11 protein-coding genes and 3 tRNA genes are annotated in these 15764 nt (G+C 69.8%); 8 read left to right on the forward strand and 6 right to left on the reverse strand.

From position 1 onward, the window contains the following. Window positions 1-87: 87 nt before the first annotated feature. The 5 genes from M3Q35_RS31835 to M3Q35_RS31855 all read right to left on the reverse strand — a co-directional run bounded on the left by M3Q35_RS31835 (window position 88) and on the right by M3Q35_RS31855 (window position 3658). Window positions 88-1530, reverse strand: coding sequence for a sugar transferase (locus tag M3Q35_RS31835; RefSeq protein ID WP_379794787.1), 1443 nt, complete (start codon window positions 1528-1530; stop codon window positions 88-90). A 1009-nt stretch (window positions 1531-2539) separates the two neighbouring features. After that, window positions 2540-2613: transfer RNA gene (locus M3Q35_RS31840), tRNA-Phe, on the reverse strand. Between the two features lie 31 nt (window positions 2614-2644). Continuing rightward, window positions 2645-2718 (reverse strand) — tRNA-Asp (locus M3Q35_RS31845). Window positions 2719-2767: 49 nt separating this feature from the next. Then, window positions 2768-2840: transfer RNA gene (locus M3Q35_RS31850), tRNA-Glu, on the reverse strand. A 575-nt stretch (window positions 2841-3415) separates the two neighbouring features. Next, on the reverse strand, window positions 3416-3658 hold the full coding sequence (locus M3Q35_RS31855; protein WP_273936234.1) for a hypothetical protein: 243 nt from the start codon (window positions 3656-3658) through the stop codon (window positions 3416-3418). Between the two features lie 1297 nt (window positions 3659-4955). On the opposite strand from M3Q35_RS31855, the gene M3Q35_RS31860 reads away from it, so the two are divergent. The 5 genes from M3Q35_RS31860 (at window position 4956) to M3Q35_RS31880 (ending at window position 11109) form a co-directional block, all read left to right on the forward strand. Beyond that, complete coding sequence (locus M3Q35_RS31860) at window positions 4956-5273, forward strand: hypothetical protein (protein WP_273936235.1); 318 nt, start codon at window positions 4956-4958, stop codon at window positions 5271-5273. A gap of 276 nt (window positions 5274-5549) precedes the next feature. Then, window positions 5550-7223: an NAD-binding protein gene (locus tag M3Q35_RS31865; protein ID WP_273936236.1), complete on the forward strand. Its 1674-nt coding sequence runs from the start codon at window positions 5550-5552 to the stop codon at window positions 7221-7223. 254 nt (window positions 7224-7477) lie between these two features. Next, a complete protein-coding gene (locus M3Q35_RS31870) occupies window positions 7478-8632 on the forward strand; it encodes a L,D-transpeptidase (RefSeq protein ID WP_273936237.1) in 1155 nt (384 codons plus the stop codon). A 292-nt stretch (window positions 8633-8924) separates the two neighbouring features. Continuing rightward, window positions 8925-9833, forward strand: coding sequence for a YbaB/EbfC family nucleoid-associated protein (locus tag M3Q35_RS31875; RefSeq protein WP_273936238.1), 909 nt, complete (start codon window positions 8925-8927; stop codon window positions 9831-9833). Between the two features lies 1 nt (window position 9834). Then, complete coding sequence (locus M3Q35_RS31880) at window positions 9835-11109, forward strand: ADP-ribosylglycohydrolase family protein (RefSeq protein ID WP_273936239.1); 1275 nt, start codon at window positions 9835-9837, stop codon at window positions 11107-11109. 96 nt (window positions 11110-11205) lie between these two features. On the opposite strand, the gene mihF is transcribed toward M3Q35_RS31880, so the two are convergent. Continuing rightward, entirely contained in the window at window positions 11206-11517 is a 312-nt protein-coding gene (gene mihF / locus M3Q35_RS31885; RefSeq protein ID WP_184868828.1) for an integration host factor, actinobacterial type, read from the reverse strand. A 940-nt stretch (window positions 11518-12457) separates the two neighbouring features. Between mihF and M3Q35_RS31890 the strand changes: the two genes are divergently transcribed. From M3Q35_RS31890 to glmS, 3 genes are all read left to right on the forward strand, one after another. Then, complete coding sequence (locus M3Q35_RS31890) at window positions 12458-13510, forward strand: L,D-transpeptidase (protein WP_337960494.1); 1053 nt, start codon at window positions 12458-12460, stop codon at window positions 13508-13510. 134 nt (window positions 13511-13644) lie between these two features. Beyond that, window positions 13645-13920 carry a hypothetical protein gene (locus M3Q35_RS31895; protein ID WP_379794781.1) on the forward strand — a complete coding sequence of 92 codons (276 nt, stop codon included), beginning with the start codon at window positions 13645-13647 and terminating at the stop codon, window positions 13918-13920. A 10-nt stretch (window positions 13921-13930) separates the two neighbouring features. Beyond that, the gene (gene glmS, locus M3Q35_RS31900; RefSeq protein ID WP_273936240.1) at window positions 13931-15748 is read left to right on the forward strand and encodes a glutamine--fructose-6-phosphate transaminase (isomerizing); all 1818 of its coding nucleotides are present in this window, start codon (window positions 13931-13933) and stop codon (window positions 15746-15748) included. The last annotated feature ends 16 nt before the right edge of the window (window positions 15749-15764 follow it).

Consider the following 15764-nt stretch of genomic DNA (forward strand, 5'->3'; position numbering starts at 1 on the left):
GGCGGCGGAATCACCGGTACAGCCTCGGCCACCACTTACGTCGAGGCAAGGTCCGGTGTCCTCGGTCCGTTCACGTGTGGACAAGATTCAGTACGCCCCTTGACCTCGGACGACCGCGCGCACGGTCTTCCAGAGGATCAGCGCGTCGAGGGCGAGCGACCAGTCCTCGACGTAGCGCAGGTCCAGCCGCACGGCCTCGTCCCACGGCAGGTCGCTGCGCCCGCTGACCTGCCACAGACCGGTCAGGCCCGGCTTCACCAGCAGCCGCCGCAGCATGTCCGGCCCGTAGGCCTCGACCTCCTGCGGCAGCGGCGGCCGCGGCCCGACGAGCGACATGGTGCCGCGCAGCACGTTCACCAGCTGGGGCAGCTCGTCGATGGAGAACCGGCGCAGCACCGCGCCGATCGGCGTCACCCGCGGGTCGCGGCGCATCTTGAACAGTGGACCGGCTGCCTCGTTGCCGGCCAGCAGCGTGTCACGGCGGCGATCGGCGTCGACCACCATGGTCCGGAATTTCAGTATGGTGAACGGCTTTCCGTCCTTGCCGACGCGCTGCTGGCGGTACAGGGCAGGGCCGCGGTCGCCGAGCCGGATCGCGGCGGCGATGGTGATCAGGACCGGCGCGAGCACGGTCAGCAGCAGCAGCGCGCCGATCTTGTCGACGATCTCCTTGACCACGCGGCGGGCACCGGTGAAGGTCGGCGAGCTCACGCGGAGCAGCGGCAGGCCGAGCACGCCCGTGACGTGCACGCGGGGGCCGGCCACTTCCATCAGCACCGGGGCGACGACCATCTCGGCCGAGGTTCCCTCCAGTTGCCAGGCCAGGCGCTGCAACCGAAGCGGGGTCCAGTACGGGTCCGGTGTGATCGCGACGACGCGGTAGCCGCCGCGGCGCACGTGGTCGGCGAGCTCGTCGAGTTGGCCGACCACCGGCACGCCGTCGATGCTGCCGCAGGGGCCGCCGACGCACACCGCTTCGACGCGCCAGCCGTTGTGCGGCTCGCGGCGGGTGCGGGCGATCAGGTCCGTCGCCGTGTCGACGCTGCCGGCGACCAGCACCGGCAGCAGGCAGCGGCCGGCGCGACGGCGTCGGTGCAGCAGTTGGCGCAGGATGTAGCGGAGCGGGAAGGCCACCACCGCGATCGCCGGCACCACCAGGAAGATCCAGCCGCGCACGCCCGGCAGGCCCAGGCCGAGGCTCACCACCGCCAGCACAACCGCCGCCGCGACAATGGCTTTGCCCAGCCGCCGGAACTCTTCGGCTTCCTGGCCGAGCACCGCCGTGCTCCAGGCCCGGCAGGCGGTGAGCGAGGCCAGCACCGTGACGATGGTGGCAATGGCCAGCAGCACCGGCGGAAAGTCCCCCGCGGTGGCCGAGTTCGCGACGAACGCGCCGAGCAGAGCGACAACCGTGAGGATGGAGCCGAGGTCGCTGGCGATGACCACCCGGCGGTACTTGAGCTCCCAGGTGGCCACCGGTCGCGCCGGCCGACGGCCGATGGAACGGTCGCCGGCCAGCAGGTCATCGATCGACGCACCCTCGCTCGGCCGGTTCGCGGACCGTCGCCCTTCGATCGGCCGGTCTTCGACCAGTTGCCCCTTGAACGCCCGGTCCTCGATCGATCGGCTCTGCACCGGGAGGCCGCCGGCCGAGTGGCTCTTGAACGGCCGGTCCTCGACCGCCCGGTCTTCGATTGACCGGCTCTGCGGCGGGAGGCCGTCGGCCGCGCGCCCGTTGAACGGCCGGTCTTCGATCGATCGGTCTTCGGTGAGTCGGCTGTCGGTCGGGCGGTCCTTGGTCGACGGGTCCTCGGTCGGGCGGTTGTCGGTCAGCGGGGTGTCGGTCAGCGGGCGCAGCGGGACGCCGAGCGGCGCCGGGATGGACACCGCGTCCGCGCCCCGTCTGAGCTGTCTCACCCGAACCCGCATCCCGTCTCCCAAGATCAACTGATTCGGGGCGTGTTGAGCCACCGATGGGCCCACAGCCGGGCTTGAAGGGCGGCCGCGGGGACGGCGTGGACAATATCCGACTCGCGACCACGACGATTAGGCAGACAGGTTATTCCGTGTGCACCCGAACGGTTCCACCGCCATGACCGAATATCCCCCAGTTGAGTGACACGTAACTCGATAGGGGTGGCGATACGGGAAAGTTACGGCGTTTGTTGAACCGAACGTGACCCCGCCCCGTGGGCCCGCCCGCAGCCCCGCCACGACCAGGTGGCGGGTCACAACTACGCCAAGAAACCCCCGCCCCCGCAAAGCACAAAAGGCGCGGAACATCACCGATGTTCCGCGCCCGAAGGACAAGTTGCCAGCCGAGGCTGTCGGACGAAGCCCGACTCCAGGGTCCGAGAGGTCGCCCCCAGTCCAAAGACCGAGCGACGGGCCTACGTTTTTCCACTGGCACGCGTCACGCCCGTGCCCACCCCAGGTCGTCGGGCGAAGCCCGACGCCGGGGGTCTGGGGGTCGCCCCCCAGAACAAAAAACGAGCGACGCAGTCTGCGCTTTCCGCAGACACGCGTCGCTCATCGCTCGTGGCCAGGGGCGGGGTCGAACCGCCGACCTACCGCTTTTCAGGCGGTCGCTCGTACCAACTGAGCTACCTGGCCAGAGATGACCGGAAGCCCGATCGAACTCCTGCGACCCAGACGGGACTTGAACCCGCGACCTTCGCCGTGACAGGGCGACGCGCTAACCAACTGCGCCACTGGGCCTTGCTTGTTGCCACTGTACTGCAGTGTCACTGTACTACCTGTACTGCCGTGCCCCCAACGGGATTCGAACCCGTGCTACCGCCTTGAAAGGGCGGGGTCCTAGGCCGCTAGACGATGAGGACTCCGTCTTCCGTGGACCTCGCTACGAGGGACCTTGGCATCCGGGCCCTCCAACGGCTGTCCGCTGGAAGCACGAGTAGCATAGAACGGGTCGGGGACAAGTTCCAAATCCGGGGCCCTGAAACCCTCTCACCTGCGCTTTCACCGCGCGCGGCGGCCCGGCACAGTCGATCAAGCCCTGTTCAGGGCCTGGTCGGGGGCTCCAACCGGGTCGGACCAGTTGACGTGGCCTGCGCCACACTCTTGATCAGCCGGTGTGCCGGTCCGTTCGACGAATTCGCGAATTCTTCTCGGTGGCCGCCGTCACAAATTCACGGCCGGTCAGAGTGGATCGGACAGGTGCCGGACAATTCGCCGTCCACAAGGGGCCGAATGGACCAGCCGCGCATCCGGTTGTCGCCAGGGCGCATTTGGCCGGCGTCGCCCGATCCTGTTCTCGAAGATCGGCTTGCCGAGGACACCTCACGACTTCGGAGGTGACGAAGTCTCACCTATCGGGAAGTGGAGTAGGACCGACCGTCGGGCGGCGCCCCGAACGCCGTTGCCCCGACGACCGGTCCTGGTCGATCGGCCGGCCTCAGCGGCGGACCGGCGGCACGCCGTCGTCGCCCGGCGACAGGCCGAGCATGTCCAGCAGCTGGCGGCAGTCGTCGACGTCGAGCGCGCCACGGGCCACCGCGAGACGGGCGCGGTGCACCTGGTCGGCCGAGATCTTGGACGGTTCGTCGCTGCGCTGCGCCGGCACGCCGTTGGCCGTGCCGCGCGGCATCGAGTCGTCGTGCTGCCAGAGGAACTTTCGGACTTCAAGGGACCCGCTCATGTGGTGCCTCCCCGACTCAGCTCGTGGCGGCGAGGCTAAGCGAGCCGCGCCACGCCTTGCAGCCCCCGGAGAGTGATTCCCCTCAGACGCAGAGTAACCGTGAGTTATGCACCAGACCGGGTACTGATCAACTGCACCAACGCCTGTATCGGTCCAGTCCCCTGCTCGCCCCTGAGGTCCTGACCTCATACGACTACCCCGCAGGGGTATTTGATCTTGGCCTCGTCCGGCGGCCGCCGCCACGACCGTTGCCCGTTGGTGCGGGCGGAGAGCCGACGATCGGTCAGTTTTGCCCCTCGCCCGCCGCCCGTGCCCGCGCGGCGAGCCCCGGGTACTACGTGCAGTGAGGGAGCGGTCGCGCACCGCCGACGCCCTGTATATGGAGGGCCCCGCCGGGCACCACCCCTCCCGCGCCATACGGGCGGCGCGAAACAACGTTGAATTGGCGCAGTCGCGGGAGCCCGAACGCCCGATCGGGAACGTGGCCACGGCGGGGGTTTACCCCGGCCGTTCTCGCATTGCGGAAACAGGGAACACGCCAGGCTTCCGCCGGCCACGCGTATCCCTCCGCGGACTCGACGATCTTTCGAGCCGAGACCGAGCGGGCCACCAGGTGGCGTGGGCCGGTAGGCCGCTAGTCCTTCGTCAACTAATACCAATGGCGGCGACTTCGGCAACGCTCACCGAGGGCGACCGGCGCGCTGTTCGGTTCGTCAGATGACTGAACGCGGTTCAGCGGGCCGGCCGCGAAGTGGGCATCCCGCTGCCCGATCGCGCACGTCCACGCAGGCCAGGCGGGGTCGCCGACCGCCGGAACCGGTTCCAGGACCAATGCACATCGTTTGCCGCCGCGGCGCCGACCAATCCAGTTACCGATAGTCGCACTACCACGCGAAAGCGACGAAGAGTAACGAGTCACGGTTCCGGTCACACTCCGTGCACTCAAGACGGTTTCACAGTTTCACCGTTTCCCGGCGTACCGGTCGAACGCTGTCGAACGCAAGCGCTGTCCGGAGCAGCCGCGCTCAGCCGTGCCGAGCAATGATCATCCCGGGTCGATCGGGGCTACCTGGTTTTCAAGCGAGAAATTCGGGCACGAATCCCGACCGAAACCCTCGCGGGCGGCTACGAGCCATGTCACAATCGTCTTAGCTGACATACCCCCGGTCAGCGCCTGTGGAGATCCCCTCCGGCCCCCGCGTTCCTCCCCCTGGCGCGGGGGCCTCTCCATGCCCGGCCCCTGTGGCGGGGGACACACCTGTCACCCGCCCGCAACCGAACCGTTATCCTCTTCGGCGTGCCTCTTCCCTCGCTTGGACGGAAAAAAGACGGTAGACACCGCGAACCGGCCCGTGAGCAGCAGGAAGCCGCTCCGGACCACGAGCTGGAGAACTACCTGGCCGCGCTGTCGCCCGAGGGCGACGTCGAGACCACCGGGTCCGGCCGCCGCTTCGGCAACGCGCAGGTCTACCAGCTGCGGCTGTCGCTGACCGCGAACGAGCAGCTGCGCGAGCTGGCCGCCATGCACCAGACCTCCCCACTGGCCCTGGCCCAGGAGTGGATCACCCAGCGCCTGGCCTGGGAGTCCCAGAACAACCAGCAGAACCACTACTGAGTGGTCTCCGTCGGCCGGCGCTGCCGGCCGACGCCCCCGGACCCCGCTGATCAGCCTCCCGCGGCCACTCGGCCCAGCTGACCCGCCGGTCCCCCCACCACTGACCAGCCCGGTCCGGCCCACCGGCCGCGCCACGGCCGACCCGGCCCCCGCTGGTCGGTCGATGGACCTCACGCACACGACCTTCCCGTGGGCCGAACGGGTGTGCCCGGCCGGCGGCCTGTTCTTGCCCGCCAACCGGCCCCCGGCCCGTCGTCGCTCGCATACGATCAAGATGTGCCGACGCTCCAGCTCCGTAGGAACGACCGGCGTCGGCATCTGGTGGTGTGCGGGGACAACCCGCTGACCTTCCGCCTGGTCGACGAGCTGATCAATCGGTACGACGAGGACGTCACCGTCATCCTGCCGTCCAAGCAGGCCAACTACGGGCCGCGGATCGCGCAGCTCAGCCGGGTCAAGGTGATCGAGGCCGCGACCCCGGACAGCGCGGCGTTCCACGCGGCCAAGCTGTCGACGGCCCGGGCGCTGGCGCTGCTCGGCTCGGACGACGCCGGCAACATCCACGCCGCGCTGCTGGCCCAGGACATCAATCCGGACCTGCGGCTGGTGCTGCGCCAGTTCAACATGAGCCTGGGCCACCGGGTCCGCACGCTGTTCGCGGACTGCGCGGTGCTGTCGGACGCGGCGATGGCCGCCCCGTCGTTCGTGGCGGCGGCGCTGGGCCGGGAGGGCCCGACGCACATCCGGGTGTCCGGCCGCACCTTGTACGTGGTGCGCCGCGACGAGGTGGACGCGTCGCGGATCATCTGCGGCCTGGCCGACACGACCGATCAGACCAACGCCGACCTGCTACCGGTCGACGAGCACGACAGCGACCTGGTGCTGGCCTTCACCAACGGCTCGAGTGTCGAGAAGACGGTGAGCCGGCGGCGGGGGCGGCTGCTGGCCGCGGTCCGCCGCAACTTCGGCTCGGTGTTCAACCGCAAGGTCGGGGTGGCGGCGCTGTCGCTGTTCGTGCTGCTGGCCATCGGCACCACCATGTTCGCCATGTTCGGCGGCTACACCTGGTGGAACGCCGTCTACGAGACCGCGCTGGACGTGGCCGGCGCGGCCCAGCCGCTGGACAGCCTGCCGGTGATCAACAAGATCACCCAGGTGATGGTGACGATCGTCGGCATCTCGATCATCCCGATCATCACCGCGGTGGCGCTGGACGCCGTGGTCAGCGCCCGCCTGGCCGCCGCCGGCGGTCCGCAGGGGCCGTTCCGCGACCACGTCGTCGTCATCGGGCTGGGCCAGGTCGGCGTCCGGGTCATCGCCCAGCTGCACGACCTTGGTGTGCCGGTGGTGGGCATCGACCGCAACGAGAACGCTCGCGGCATTCCGCTGGCCAAGCGGCTGGGCCTGCCGGTGATCATCGGCGACGCCAGCCGGGACGACACGCTGCGGGCCGCCTACATCGGCACCAGCCGGGCCCTGGTCACGTTGAGCTCGCACGACGTGGTCAACCTGGAGGCGGCGCTGACCGCCAAGGCCATCCGGGACGACCTGCTGGTCGTGCTGCGGCTGTTCGACAACGACTTCGCGCGGCTGGTCGAGCGCCGCTTCGACATCAACGTCTCCCGCAGCGTGTCCTTCCTCGCCGCGCCGGCCTTCGCCGCCGCGATGGTGGAACGGCAGGTCATCGGCACCATCCCGGTCGGCCGCCGGGTGCTGCTGATCGCCGAGGTGCCGGTCGGCGACGGCACCGGGCTCAACCGGCTGACCGTGCACCAGGTCGAGCAGCGTTTCGAGGTCCGGGTGATCGGCCTGCAACGCCGCACCGAGCAGCGACTGGACTGGCAGCCCTCGCCCGATCACCAGCTGGTGCCACGGGACCGGTTGATGGTGGTGGCCACCCGCGGCGGCCTCGGCCAGATCCTGGCCGGCAGCATCTCGTCGGGTCAGTAGTCCCGGCCGGCGTTCCCCTTCGCGGCCAATACTTGATCGAATCGAGAGCGTTCTCGGACGGGCCCGGCGGTACCGTTCAAGGACCCCTTCGACAAGATCACCCGATTGTGTGATGCGTATCACGTTTGCGGCGGTCAACGTGGGTAGTACCTGCGGCGTCGATGGGGGTGCAGGGAAATACAGAGGGGCTTTCGGGGGAAGGGGTGGCCGTGCGTCGGACCGTTGGAGGAACTCGCTGGGCTTTGACGTTAGGCGTGTTCGCCACCGTCCTCGGCCTGACCGCGTGCGGCTCGACCACCGCGCCGGAGACCAGGACGACGCCGACCGAGCAGAAGGTGTCGCCGGCCGCGGTGTCCAAGCCGGCCAAGGTCACCCAGATTCCCGGTGACACCGCGCAGAACGTCTCGCCGGCCGACCCGGTGCAGGTGGTGGTGGCCGACGGCGGGATCACCGAGGTGCACCTGGTCAACGACCAGGGCCGCGAGGTGAACGGCCTGGTGTCGCCGGACAAGCACAGCTGGACGGCCACCGAATCGCTCGGCTACGACCGCAGCTACACCTGGTCCGGCTCGGCCCTCGGCGCCGACGGCAAGAAGGTGGCGCTGGCCGGCAGCTTCCACACGCTGCGCCCGGGCCGCACGATCAGCGCGTCGATCAACGTGGCCGACGGCGCCACCGTCGGCATCGGCGAGCCGATCGTGCTGAACTTCAGCTCGCCGGTGCAGGACAAGGCGGCCGTCGAGCGGGCGCTGACCGTGCAGACCTCGAACCAGACCACCGGCGGCTCGTGGGCCTGGCTGGACGACGAGACCGTGCACTACCGCCCCAAGGACTACTGGCCGGCCAACACCAAGGTCACGCTGCTGGCCAAGCTGTACGGCACCCCGTTCGGCAACGGCGCGTACGGCGCCGAGGACATGTCGGTGTCCTTCACCGTCGGCCGCAGCCTGATCATCCGCGGCAACACCCAGACCCACCGGCTTCAGGTGTTCCAGGACGGCAAGCAGATCGCCGACTACCCGGCCAGCTACGGCCTGGACTCCGACCCGGGCCGCGTCACCAACAGCGGCACGCACCTGGTGATGTCCAAGAGCGCCACCTTCGCCATGACCAACCCGAAGTACCACTACGAGAACGTGGTGGTGCCGTGGGCGGTGCGGATCTCCAACAACGGAGAGTTCATGCACGGCTACGCGCCCAGCATCTGGGCCCAGGGCAACACCAACGTCTCGCACGGCTGCGCCAACCTGGCCCCGGACAACGCCAAGGCCGTCTACGACGAGGTGCTGCCGGGCGACCCGGTGGAGATCACGGGTTCGACCCAGCAGCTCGGCCCGAAGGACGGCGACTACTACGACTGGGCCGTCAGCTGGGACCAGTGGCTGGCCAAGTCCGCCCTGCACGGCTGAGTTCCCACCGACCACGCTGCCCCGAAGCCACGGCTCCGGGGCAGCGCCTTTGTGGCACATGCGGTCCGGACGTGCCCCAGGGAGGCAAGTCCGCGCCGCATGTGACTTTTGATGGGGCGGGTGGGGCGGGTGGGGCGGGTGGGGCGCGGCGGGTGGGGGTTGCTGTCGGTGGGCTACATCACTCGGGCCGCTCAGTGCAGTTCAGCCGCGCCGCGCACCAACCGTTGCGTCAACTTCGCTGTCATCGTCGACCGCGCCGGTTACCGTCTGTCTGCCAATCAGAGGGGCGAGGATGACCGATTCGGAGCAGATGGCGGAGCTGCTGGCGCGCAACGCCGCGATGTTGGACTCGATGAGCCAGCTGCTGACCAGCGCGCGGGAGCAGCTGGCCGACGCCCAGCGGCTCAACCGCGATCTGCGGAACCGCACCGGACTGGCCCAGTCGCCGGACCGGATGGTGACGGTTGTCGTCGACGGCGTGGGCGGACTGCGCCAACTCTCGTTCGACCGCGACGCGTTCGAACACCACACGCCGGCCAGCCTGGCCGACGCCGTGACGGCGGCGGTGCGGGAGGCGATGGGGCAGGCGGCCGAGGAGGACGTCGTCGCGCCGGTCCTGGAGTCGGACCTGCTGCCCGAGCTCGACGAGCCGCCGGCGGCCGAGGTCGTGCCGGACGAGATCCCGATGGACCTGTCCGTCGGCTCACCCGAGCCACAACTCGAGTCACAACTCGAGCCGCCGCTGGAACCAGCCCTGGAACCGGACCCGGTGCCGATCCCCGTGGCGATCCAGGACCCGGTGCCGCCGGCCGCCGGCCAGACGTCCGACAACGGCAGCCAGATCGAGCACGTGGTGAGCGCGCTGAGCAAGCTGCCGTCCTACACCGGCGTGGTGACCCGGGTGCTGGGCGTGCGCGATCCCGAGCGGGCGGCCGCCATCGCGGCCGAGTACCAGCTCGGCGACACCATCGTGGAGCGGACCTTCCTGAGCACCTCGGCCAATCCGGCGTACACCGGCGACGGCCTTGTCCGCTACACCATCGACGCCCGCAGCGGCGGCAAGCTGATCGGGGCCATCTCCGAGGACGGCGAGCAGTTCGGCGAGGTCGTCTTCGGGCCGGGCGCGGCCTTCCGGGTCACCGGGAAGCGGTACTACCCGAGCATCAAGGGCTGGGACATCGCGCTGGAGGAACTGGGCTGACATGGCGATGAGCGAGTGGGAGTGGGCGACTGGCACCGGCCAGGAGCACATCGAGCGAATCACCCGGTTCCATCTGGACAGCCTGGCCGTGCCGGTCGAGCAGCGGCTGCGGCCGTCCGACCCGGGCCGGCACGACTTCCCGATCGGCCTCGACGAGAACGGCCGCAAGTTCCCGGTGCCGGCGGCCCCGCTGACCTGGGCCGACCGGGTGCTGGGCTGCGTGCTGGCCGGCGCGGTCGGGGACGCGCTGGGCGCGTCGATCGAGTTCCTGCCGATCGACATGATCCGCCGCCAGCACGGCGAGCGGGGCGTGACCGGCTTCGGGCCGGGCGGCCCGGACGGCACGATCACCGACGACACCCAGATGACCCTGTTCACGCTGGAGGGCCTGATCCGGGCACACGTGCGGGACCGCGTGTCGACCTCCGGCGACCCGGTGCCGATCGTGCAGCACGCGCTCCAGCGCTGGCTGCACACCCAGGGCTTCGACTGGACGCAGGCCGGCGGTCCGTTCGCCGAGGGCCGGTCGCAGCCCGACGGCTGGCTGGTCACCGAGCGGGCGCTGTTCGCGCGCCGGTCGCCGGGCAACACCTGCGTGACGGCGCTGCGGGTGTTCGCCGCCGGCAATCCGGCCGGCTCGATGGGCAATCCGCCCAACGACTCGAAGGGCTGTGGCGGCGTCATGCGGGCCGCACCGGTGGCGCTGTGGTCGAGCGATCCCGAGGTGGTCTTCGCGCTCGGGGCCGCCACCGCCGCGCTCACGCACGGCCATCCCAGCGGCTACCTGTCGGCGGCGGCGTTGGCGTTCCTGGTGCACGGCCTGCTCCGCGGCACGTCGCTGCCGGACTGCATCGCCGCGCTGACGCCCGTGCTGACGAGATGGCCGGGGCACGAAGAGCAGCTGGCCCGGCTGACCTCCGCCGTGCGGCTGGCCGACGAGGGCCTGGTCAGCGCCGAGCGGATGTCCGACGAGCTGGGTGGCGGCTGGGTCGGCGAGGAGGCGCTGGCCATCGCGGTCTACGCGATGCTGGTGACCGACGAGCTGCCGGAGGCGCTGCGGATCGCGGTCAACCACTCCGGCGACAGCGACTCCACCGGCTCGGTCTGCGGCAACCTGGTCGGGGCGTGGCACGGCGTGGCCGCGATCCCGGCCGACTGGCTGGAGCGGCTGGAGCTGCGCGCGGCGATCACCGCGCTGACCGGCGACGCGCTGGCCGAGTTCGGGCCGAACCCGCCGACCGACGACGCCTGGCTGCTGCGCTATCCGGGCTGGTGAGGAAAGAGTCCGACCCGGCGCGACTGTCGCACCGGGTCGGACTGACTCGATATCGGTCAACCGGACCTTTATCGGTCGTCGAGCACATGGCCGTGCTCAGCCGATCGCGTCGAGCAGCGCCTGGCGCTGCCGGTCGCCGAGGCCGGCGGCGCGGCGGTCGGCGTCGATGCCGGTCTCCTCGAGCAGCTTGGCGACCTTGACGGCGCCGAGCCCGGGCACGGCCTTCAGCAGCTGGGCGACCTTGGTCTTGCCGACGGTCTTGTCGTCCTTGGCCCGCTTGAGCACCTCACCGAAGGTCGTCTCACCGGACTTGATCGAAGCAAGCAGCGCGGTGCGGGCCTTGCGGGCTTCCGCAGCCTTCGCCAGCGCTTCCGCACGCTGCTCAGGGGTCAGTGTGGGCAGAGCCAACTTCATGGTCCTTTCTAGCGACGAGAGGGTGTTGCTCGACCGCCATCATGCACGCTGACCACGACTTTCGTCAGCGTTCGCGCCTGTTGGCGCGTCGTGGCAACCCCGTGGGTGACGCTACGCCAGCCTTAGGAGTGACACCGGGCGAGCGAGATAAGTTCATCCAGGTGAACCGGGGCTCACGCGGAGTTCACGTCGGACAGACCCGCAGGTCGGAGCCGGTTCGCGTGGCAAGCACCCCGTCTGTACTGCGAAAACGCCCCGACACGGGGCATTCGACCTGGTCAGCGGCATCGTCCGGAACCGATCCAGCCCAGCAGCCCGCGGTGACCGGGGCGGCCCCGGCGCCGCCGGCCGGGACCACCCCATCCGGCGACCACGGGAGTGTCGTACGCCACCTGATCGAGATGTCCCGGACGTTCTGGGCGTGTCGCCGGCCGCCACTGATCCACATCTCCGTCCGAAATGACCGGTTCCGCCGGCCGTGACAGCAATCTCTGAGCCAACTGTCAGCAAGTACGCCGTAGGCACGCTCGGTGATCACCCATACGGCCCAATACCGCCCGTTCCGGGGATAGCGGGCGGGGTGGAACGGGTCGGTCGGGTGCGCTGCGCGGATCAAACCTCACCGAATCGCGGGTCGCTCCAAGGAACGAGGCAACGCCGAGGCCCCCACCACGTCTTATCCGTTGTGAGGCCGCCGCCTACCCTTCTGGAGGCGAGGTCGGCCACGAATGGGTCTGGGCTGATCCGGGACACGGGCCGTGAGTGAAGAGGGTTGCATGCTGGTCGCAGGAAGCACGGGGCGCCGTCGGCGCCTGGGGTCCGCCGGGGTCATCGGACTCGCCGTGGCGGCGCTGGCGCTGAGCGCCTGCTCGTCAAGCACGGACGGCTCGGCGGTGGCGACGACCTCGGTCAAACCCCCGCGCCGGCGGCGCAGGTGTCGTTCTCGCCCGGCGACCAGGTCAGCCCGGTCACGCCGATCACGGTCAAGGTCGCCAACGGCAAGCTGACCACGGTCACGGTGACCAACGCGGCCAAGGGCAACACCGTCAAGGGTGACGTCTCGGCCGACGGCCTGACCTGGACCTCGAGCGAGCCGCTCGGTTACGGCGCCACCTACAACGTGGTGGCCGACGCGACCAACGCGGACGGCAAGAAGACCGAGCAGAAGAGCACGGTCACCACGATCACGCCGCAGGCCCAGGCCTACCCGGCGCTCACCCCGGCGCCGCCCGGCCAGGGCCAGACCTTCGGCGTCGGCCAGATCTTCGGCGTGTCCTTCGACGTGGCGATCACCGACAAGTCCGCGGCCGAGAAGGCGCTGACCGTGACCTCGACCCCGCCCCAGGCCGGCGCCTGGTACTGGCTGGACGCCAAGACCGTGCACTACCGGCCGGAGAAGTACTGGCAGGCCGGCACCACGGTGAAGCTGGACGCCAACCTGTACGGGGTCAACCTGGGCGGCGGCGTGTACGGCAAGACCGACCGGTCGGTCACGTACACCATCCACGACTCCTGGGTGGCCCAGGCCGACGGCAACACCAAGCAGATGGCCATCCTGCACAACGGCGCCGTGGTCAACACCATGCCGATCAGCCTCGGCAAGGACCAGACGCCGACCCACGACGGCCCGCACGTCATCTCGGACAAGCAGCAGCAGGTCGTGATGGACTCGTGCACCTACGGCGTGTGCCAGGGCCAGCCCGGCTACTACAAGTCGACCGAGTACTGGGACCTGCGCATCTCCAACGACGGCGAGTTCGTGCACGAGAACCCGAACACCGTCAACCAGCAGGGCAGCTCCAACGTCTCGCACGGCTGCGTCAACCTCAGCCCGGACAACGCCAAGTGGTTCTTCGACCACTTCAACCTGGGCGACGTGGTCGAGGTGACCAACGCCGGCGGCGGCAAGCTGCCGCTGTGGGACACCTTCGGCGACTGGGAGCTGAGCTGGGCCGAGTGGCAGAAGGGCAGCGCCATCAAGGGCTGAGCCACCACCGACATCGAGGGCCGCGCTCCGCTGGGGCGCGGCCCTCGCATTTCTCCGAGGCCAGTCACGCGATCCTGCCCGATTTCGGGCAGGATCGTTGTCTTTCCTCGTCAAGAGGGGCAGAGTCGCTGCTCGTGTCCGCCGCCAATCACCCGTTCGGGGAGCTCGTCTCGCACCTGATGCGCACCACCGCGCTCGGTCCGGGCGAGGCCACGAGGGTGGTCGCCGACGTGCTGGCCTACTTCGACGAGCCGGTGGAGGCCGTGGTGCGCCGCCGCCACGCCGAGCTCAAGTCGGCCGGGCTGACCAACGACCAGATCTTCGAGCGCATCGCGGCCGAGCTGCCGCAGCGCCGCGTCGCGGCGCCGGAGCTGTCGGTTCGACAGCTGCGCCGCATCGTCTACACGTGAGGGAACGACCATGTGCGGAATCGTCGGATACGTGGGGCCCCGGGACTGCGTCCCGATCCTGCTGGAGGGCCTGGCCCGGCTGGAGTACCGCGGCTACGACTCGGCCGGCGTGGCCGTCGTCGGCAAGGGCAAGCTGCGGGTGCGCAAGGTCAAGGGCCGCGTCGGGCAGCTGACCCAGGACGTGCCGGCCCGGCTGTCCGGCCCGGTCGGCATCGGCCACACCCGGTGGGCAACGCACGGCGTGCCGAGCGAGCAGAACGCCCACCCGCACGTCGACGGCTCGGGCCGGGTCGCGGTGGTGCACAACGGCGTGATCGAGAACGCCGAGGAGCTGCGGGCCAAGCTGATCGCCAACGGCGTCGAGTTCGTCTCCGAGACCGACACCGAGGTGCTGGCCCACCTGATCGCCGCGGTCGATGTCGACGACATCGAGGAGGCGGTCCGGCGGGTGCTGCCGGAGATCGTCGGCACCTACGGCATCGCCGTGGTCGACACCCGCCAGCCCGACCGGATCATCGCCGCCCGCAACGGCAGCCCGGTGATCCTCGGCGTCGGCGACAAGGAGCTGTTCGTCGCCTCCGACGTGATGGCCCTGGTCCGGCACACCTCGCAGGTCGTGCACCTGGAGGACGGCGAGGTCGCGGTGCTCACCGCCGACGGCTTCAGCACCAGGACACTGGACGCTACGGTCACCACCAGGCCGCCGACGACGGTGGACGTCGAGGACGACGACTACCAGGCCGAGGGCTACGGCCACTTCATGCGCAAGGAGATCCACGACCAGCCGACGGCGGTGGAGCGGACCCTGCGCGGCCGGCTGGACGACCGGTTCGGCACCGCGCACCTGGGCGGGCTCAACCTCACGCCGCGCGAATCCCGTGAGTTCAAGCGGGTCAAGATCCTCGGCTGCGGCTCGGCCCACTACGCCGGGCAGATCGGCGCCCAGCTGATCGAGGAGCTGGCCCGGGTGCCGGCGGACTCCGAGCCGGCGTCGGAGTTCCGCTACCGCAACCCGCTCATCGACCCCGACACGCTGTACGTGGCGGTGAGCCAGTCCGGCGAGACCTACGACACGCTGGCCACGGTGCAGGAGATCCAGCGCAAGGGCGGCCGGGTGCTCGGCGTCGTCAACGCCGTCGGCAGCTCCATCGCGCGGCAGTGCGACGGCGGCATCTACCTGCACGCCGGCCCGGAGATCTCGGTGACGTCGACCAAGGCGTTCACCGTGACCACGGTGGACTTCGCGCTGCTGGCCCTGCATCTGGCCCGGGTGCGCGACCTGTCGCCGGCCGACGGCCAGCGGCTGGTCCGCGGACTGCGTGCGCTGCCGTCCCAGATCGGGGAAATCCTCAAACTCGAGGACCAGATCGCCGGGCTGGCCCAGGAATACGGCACCTGCCCGAACGTGATGTTCATCGGCCGGGTGCGGGGCTGGCCGGTGGCGCGCGAGGGGGCGTTGAAGCTCAAGGAGGTCTCGTACGTGCACGCCGAGGCCTACCCGGCCTCGGAGCTCAAGCACGGGCCGCTGGCGCTGATCAGCCCGGAGACGCCGACGGTGGCGATCGTGCCGGACGACGAGCTGTACGACAAGAATTTGACCACGCTGGGCGAGATCAAGGCCCGCGGCGGGCGCATCCTGGCGCTGGCCCACCGCGAGCTGCCGAGCGCGCTGGCCGATCACACGATCGTCGTGCCGCGGGCCGAGCCGGAGCTGGACCCGATCCTGCTGGGCATTCCGCTGCAGATGCTGGCCTACCACGCGGCGGTCCTGCTGGGACACGACGTGGACCACCCCAGGAACCTGGCGAAGAGCGTGACCGTGGAGTGAAAGGACGCCGGGCTCG

The organism is Kutzneria chonburiensis, assembly GCF_028622115.1.
In the GTDB taxonomy this organism is placed as follows: Bacteria; Actinomycetota; Actinomycetes; order Mycobacteriales; family Pseudonocardiaceae; genus Kutzneria; species Kutzneria chonburiensis.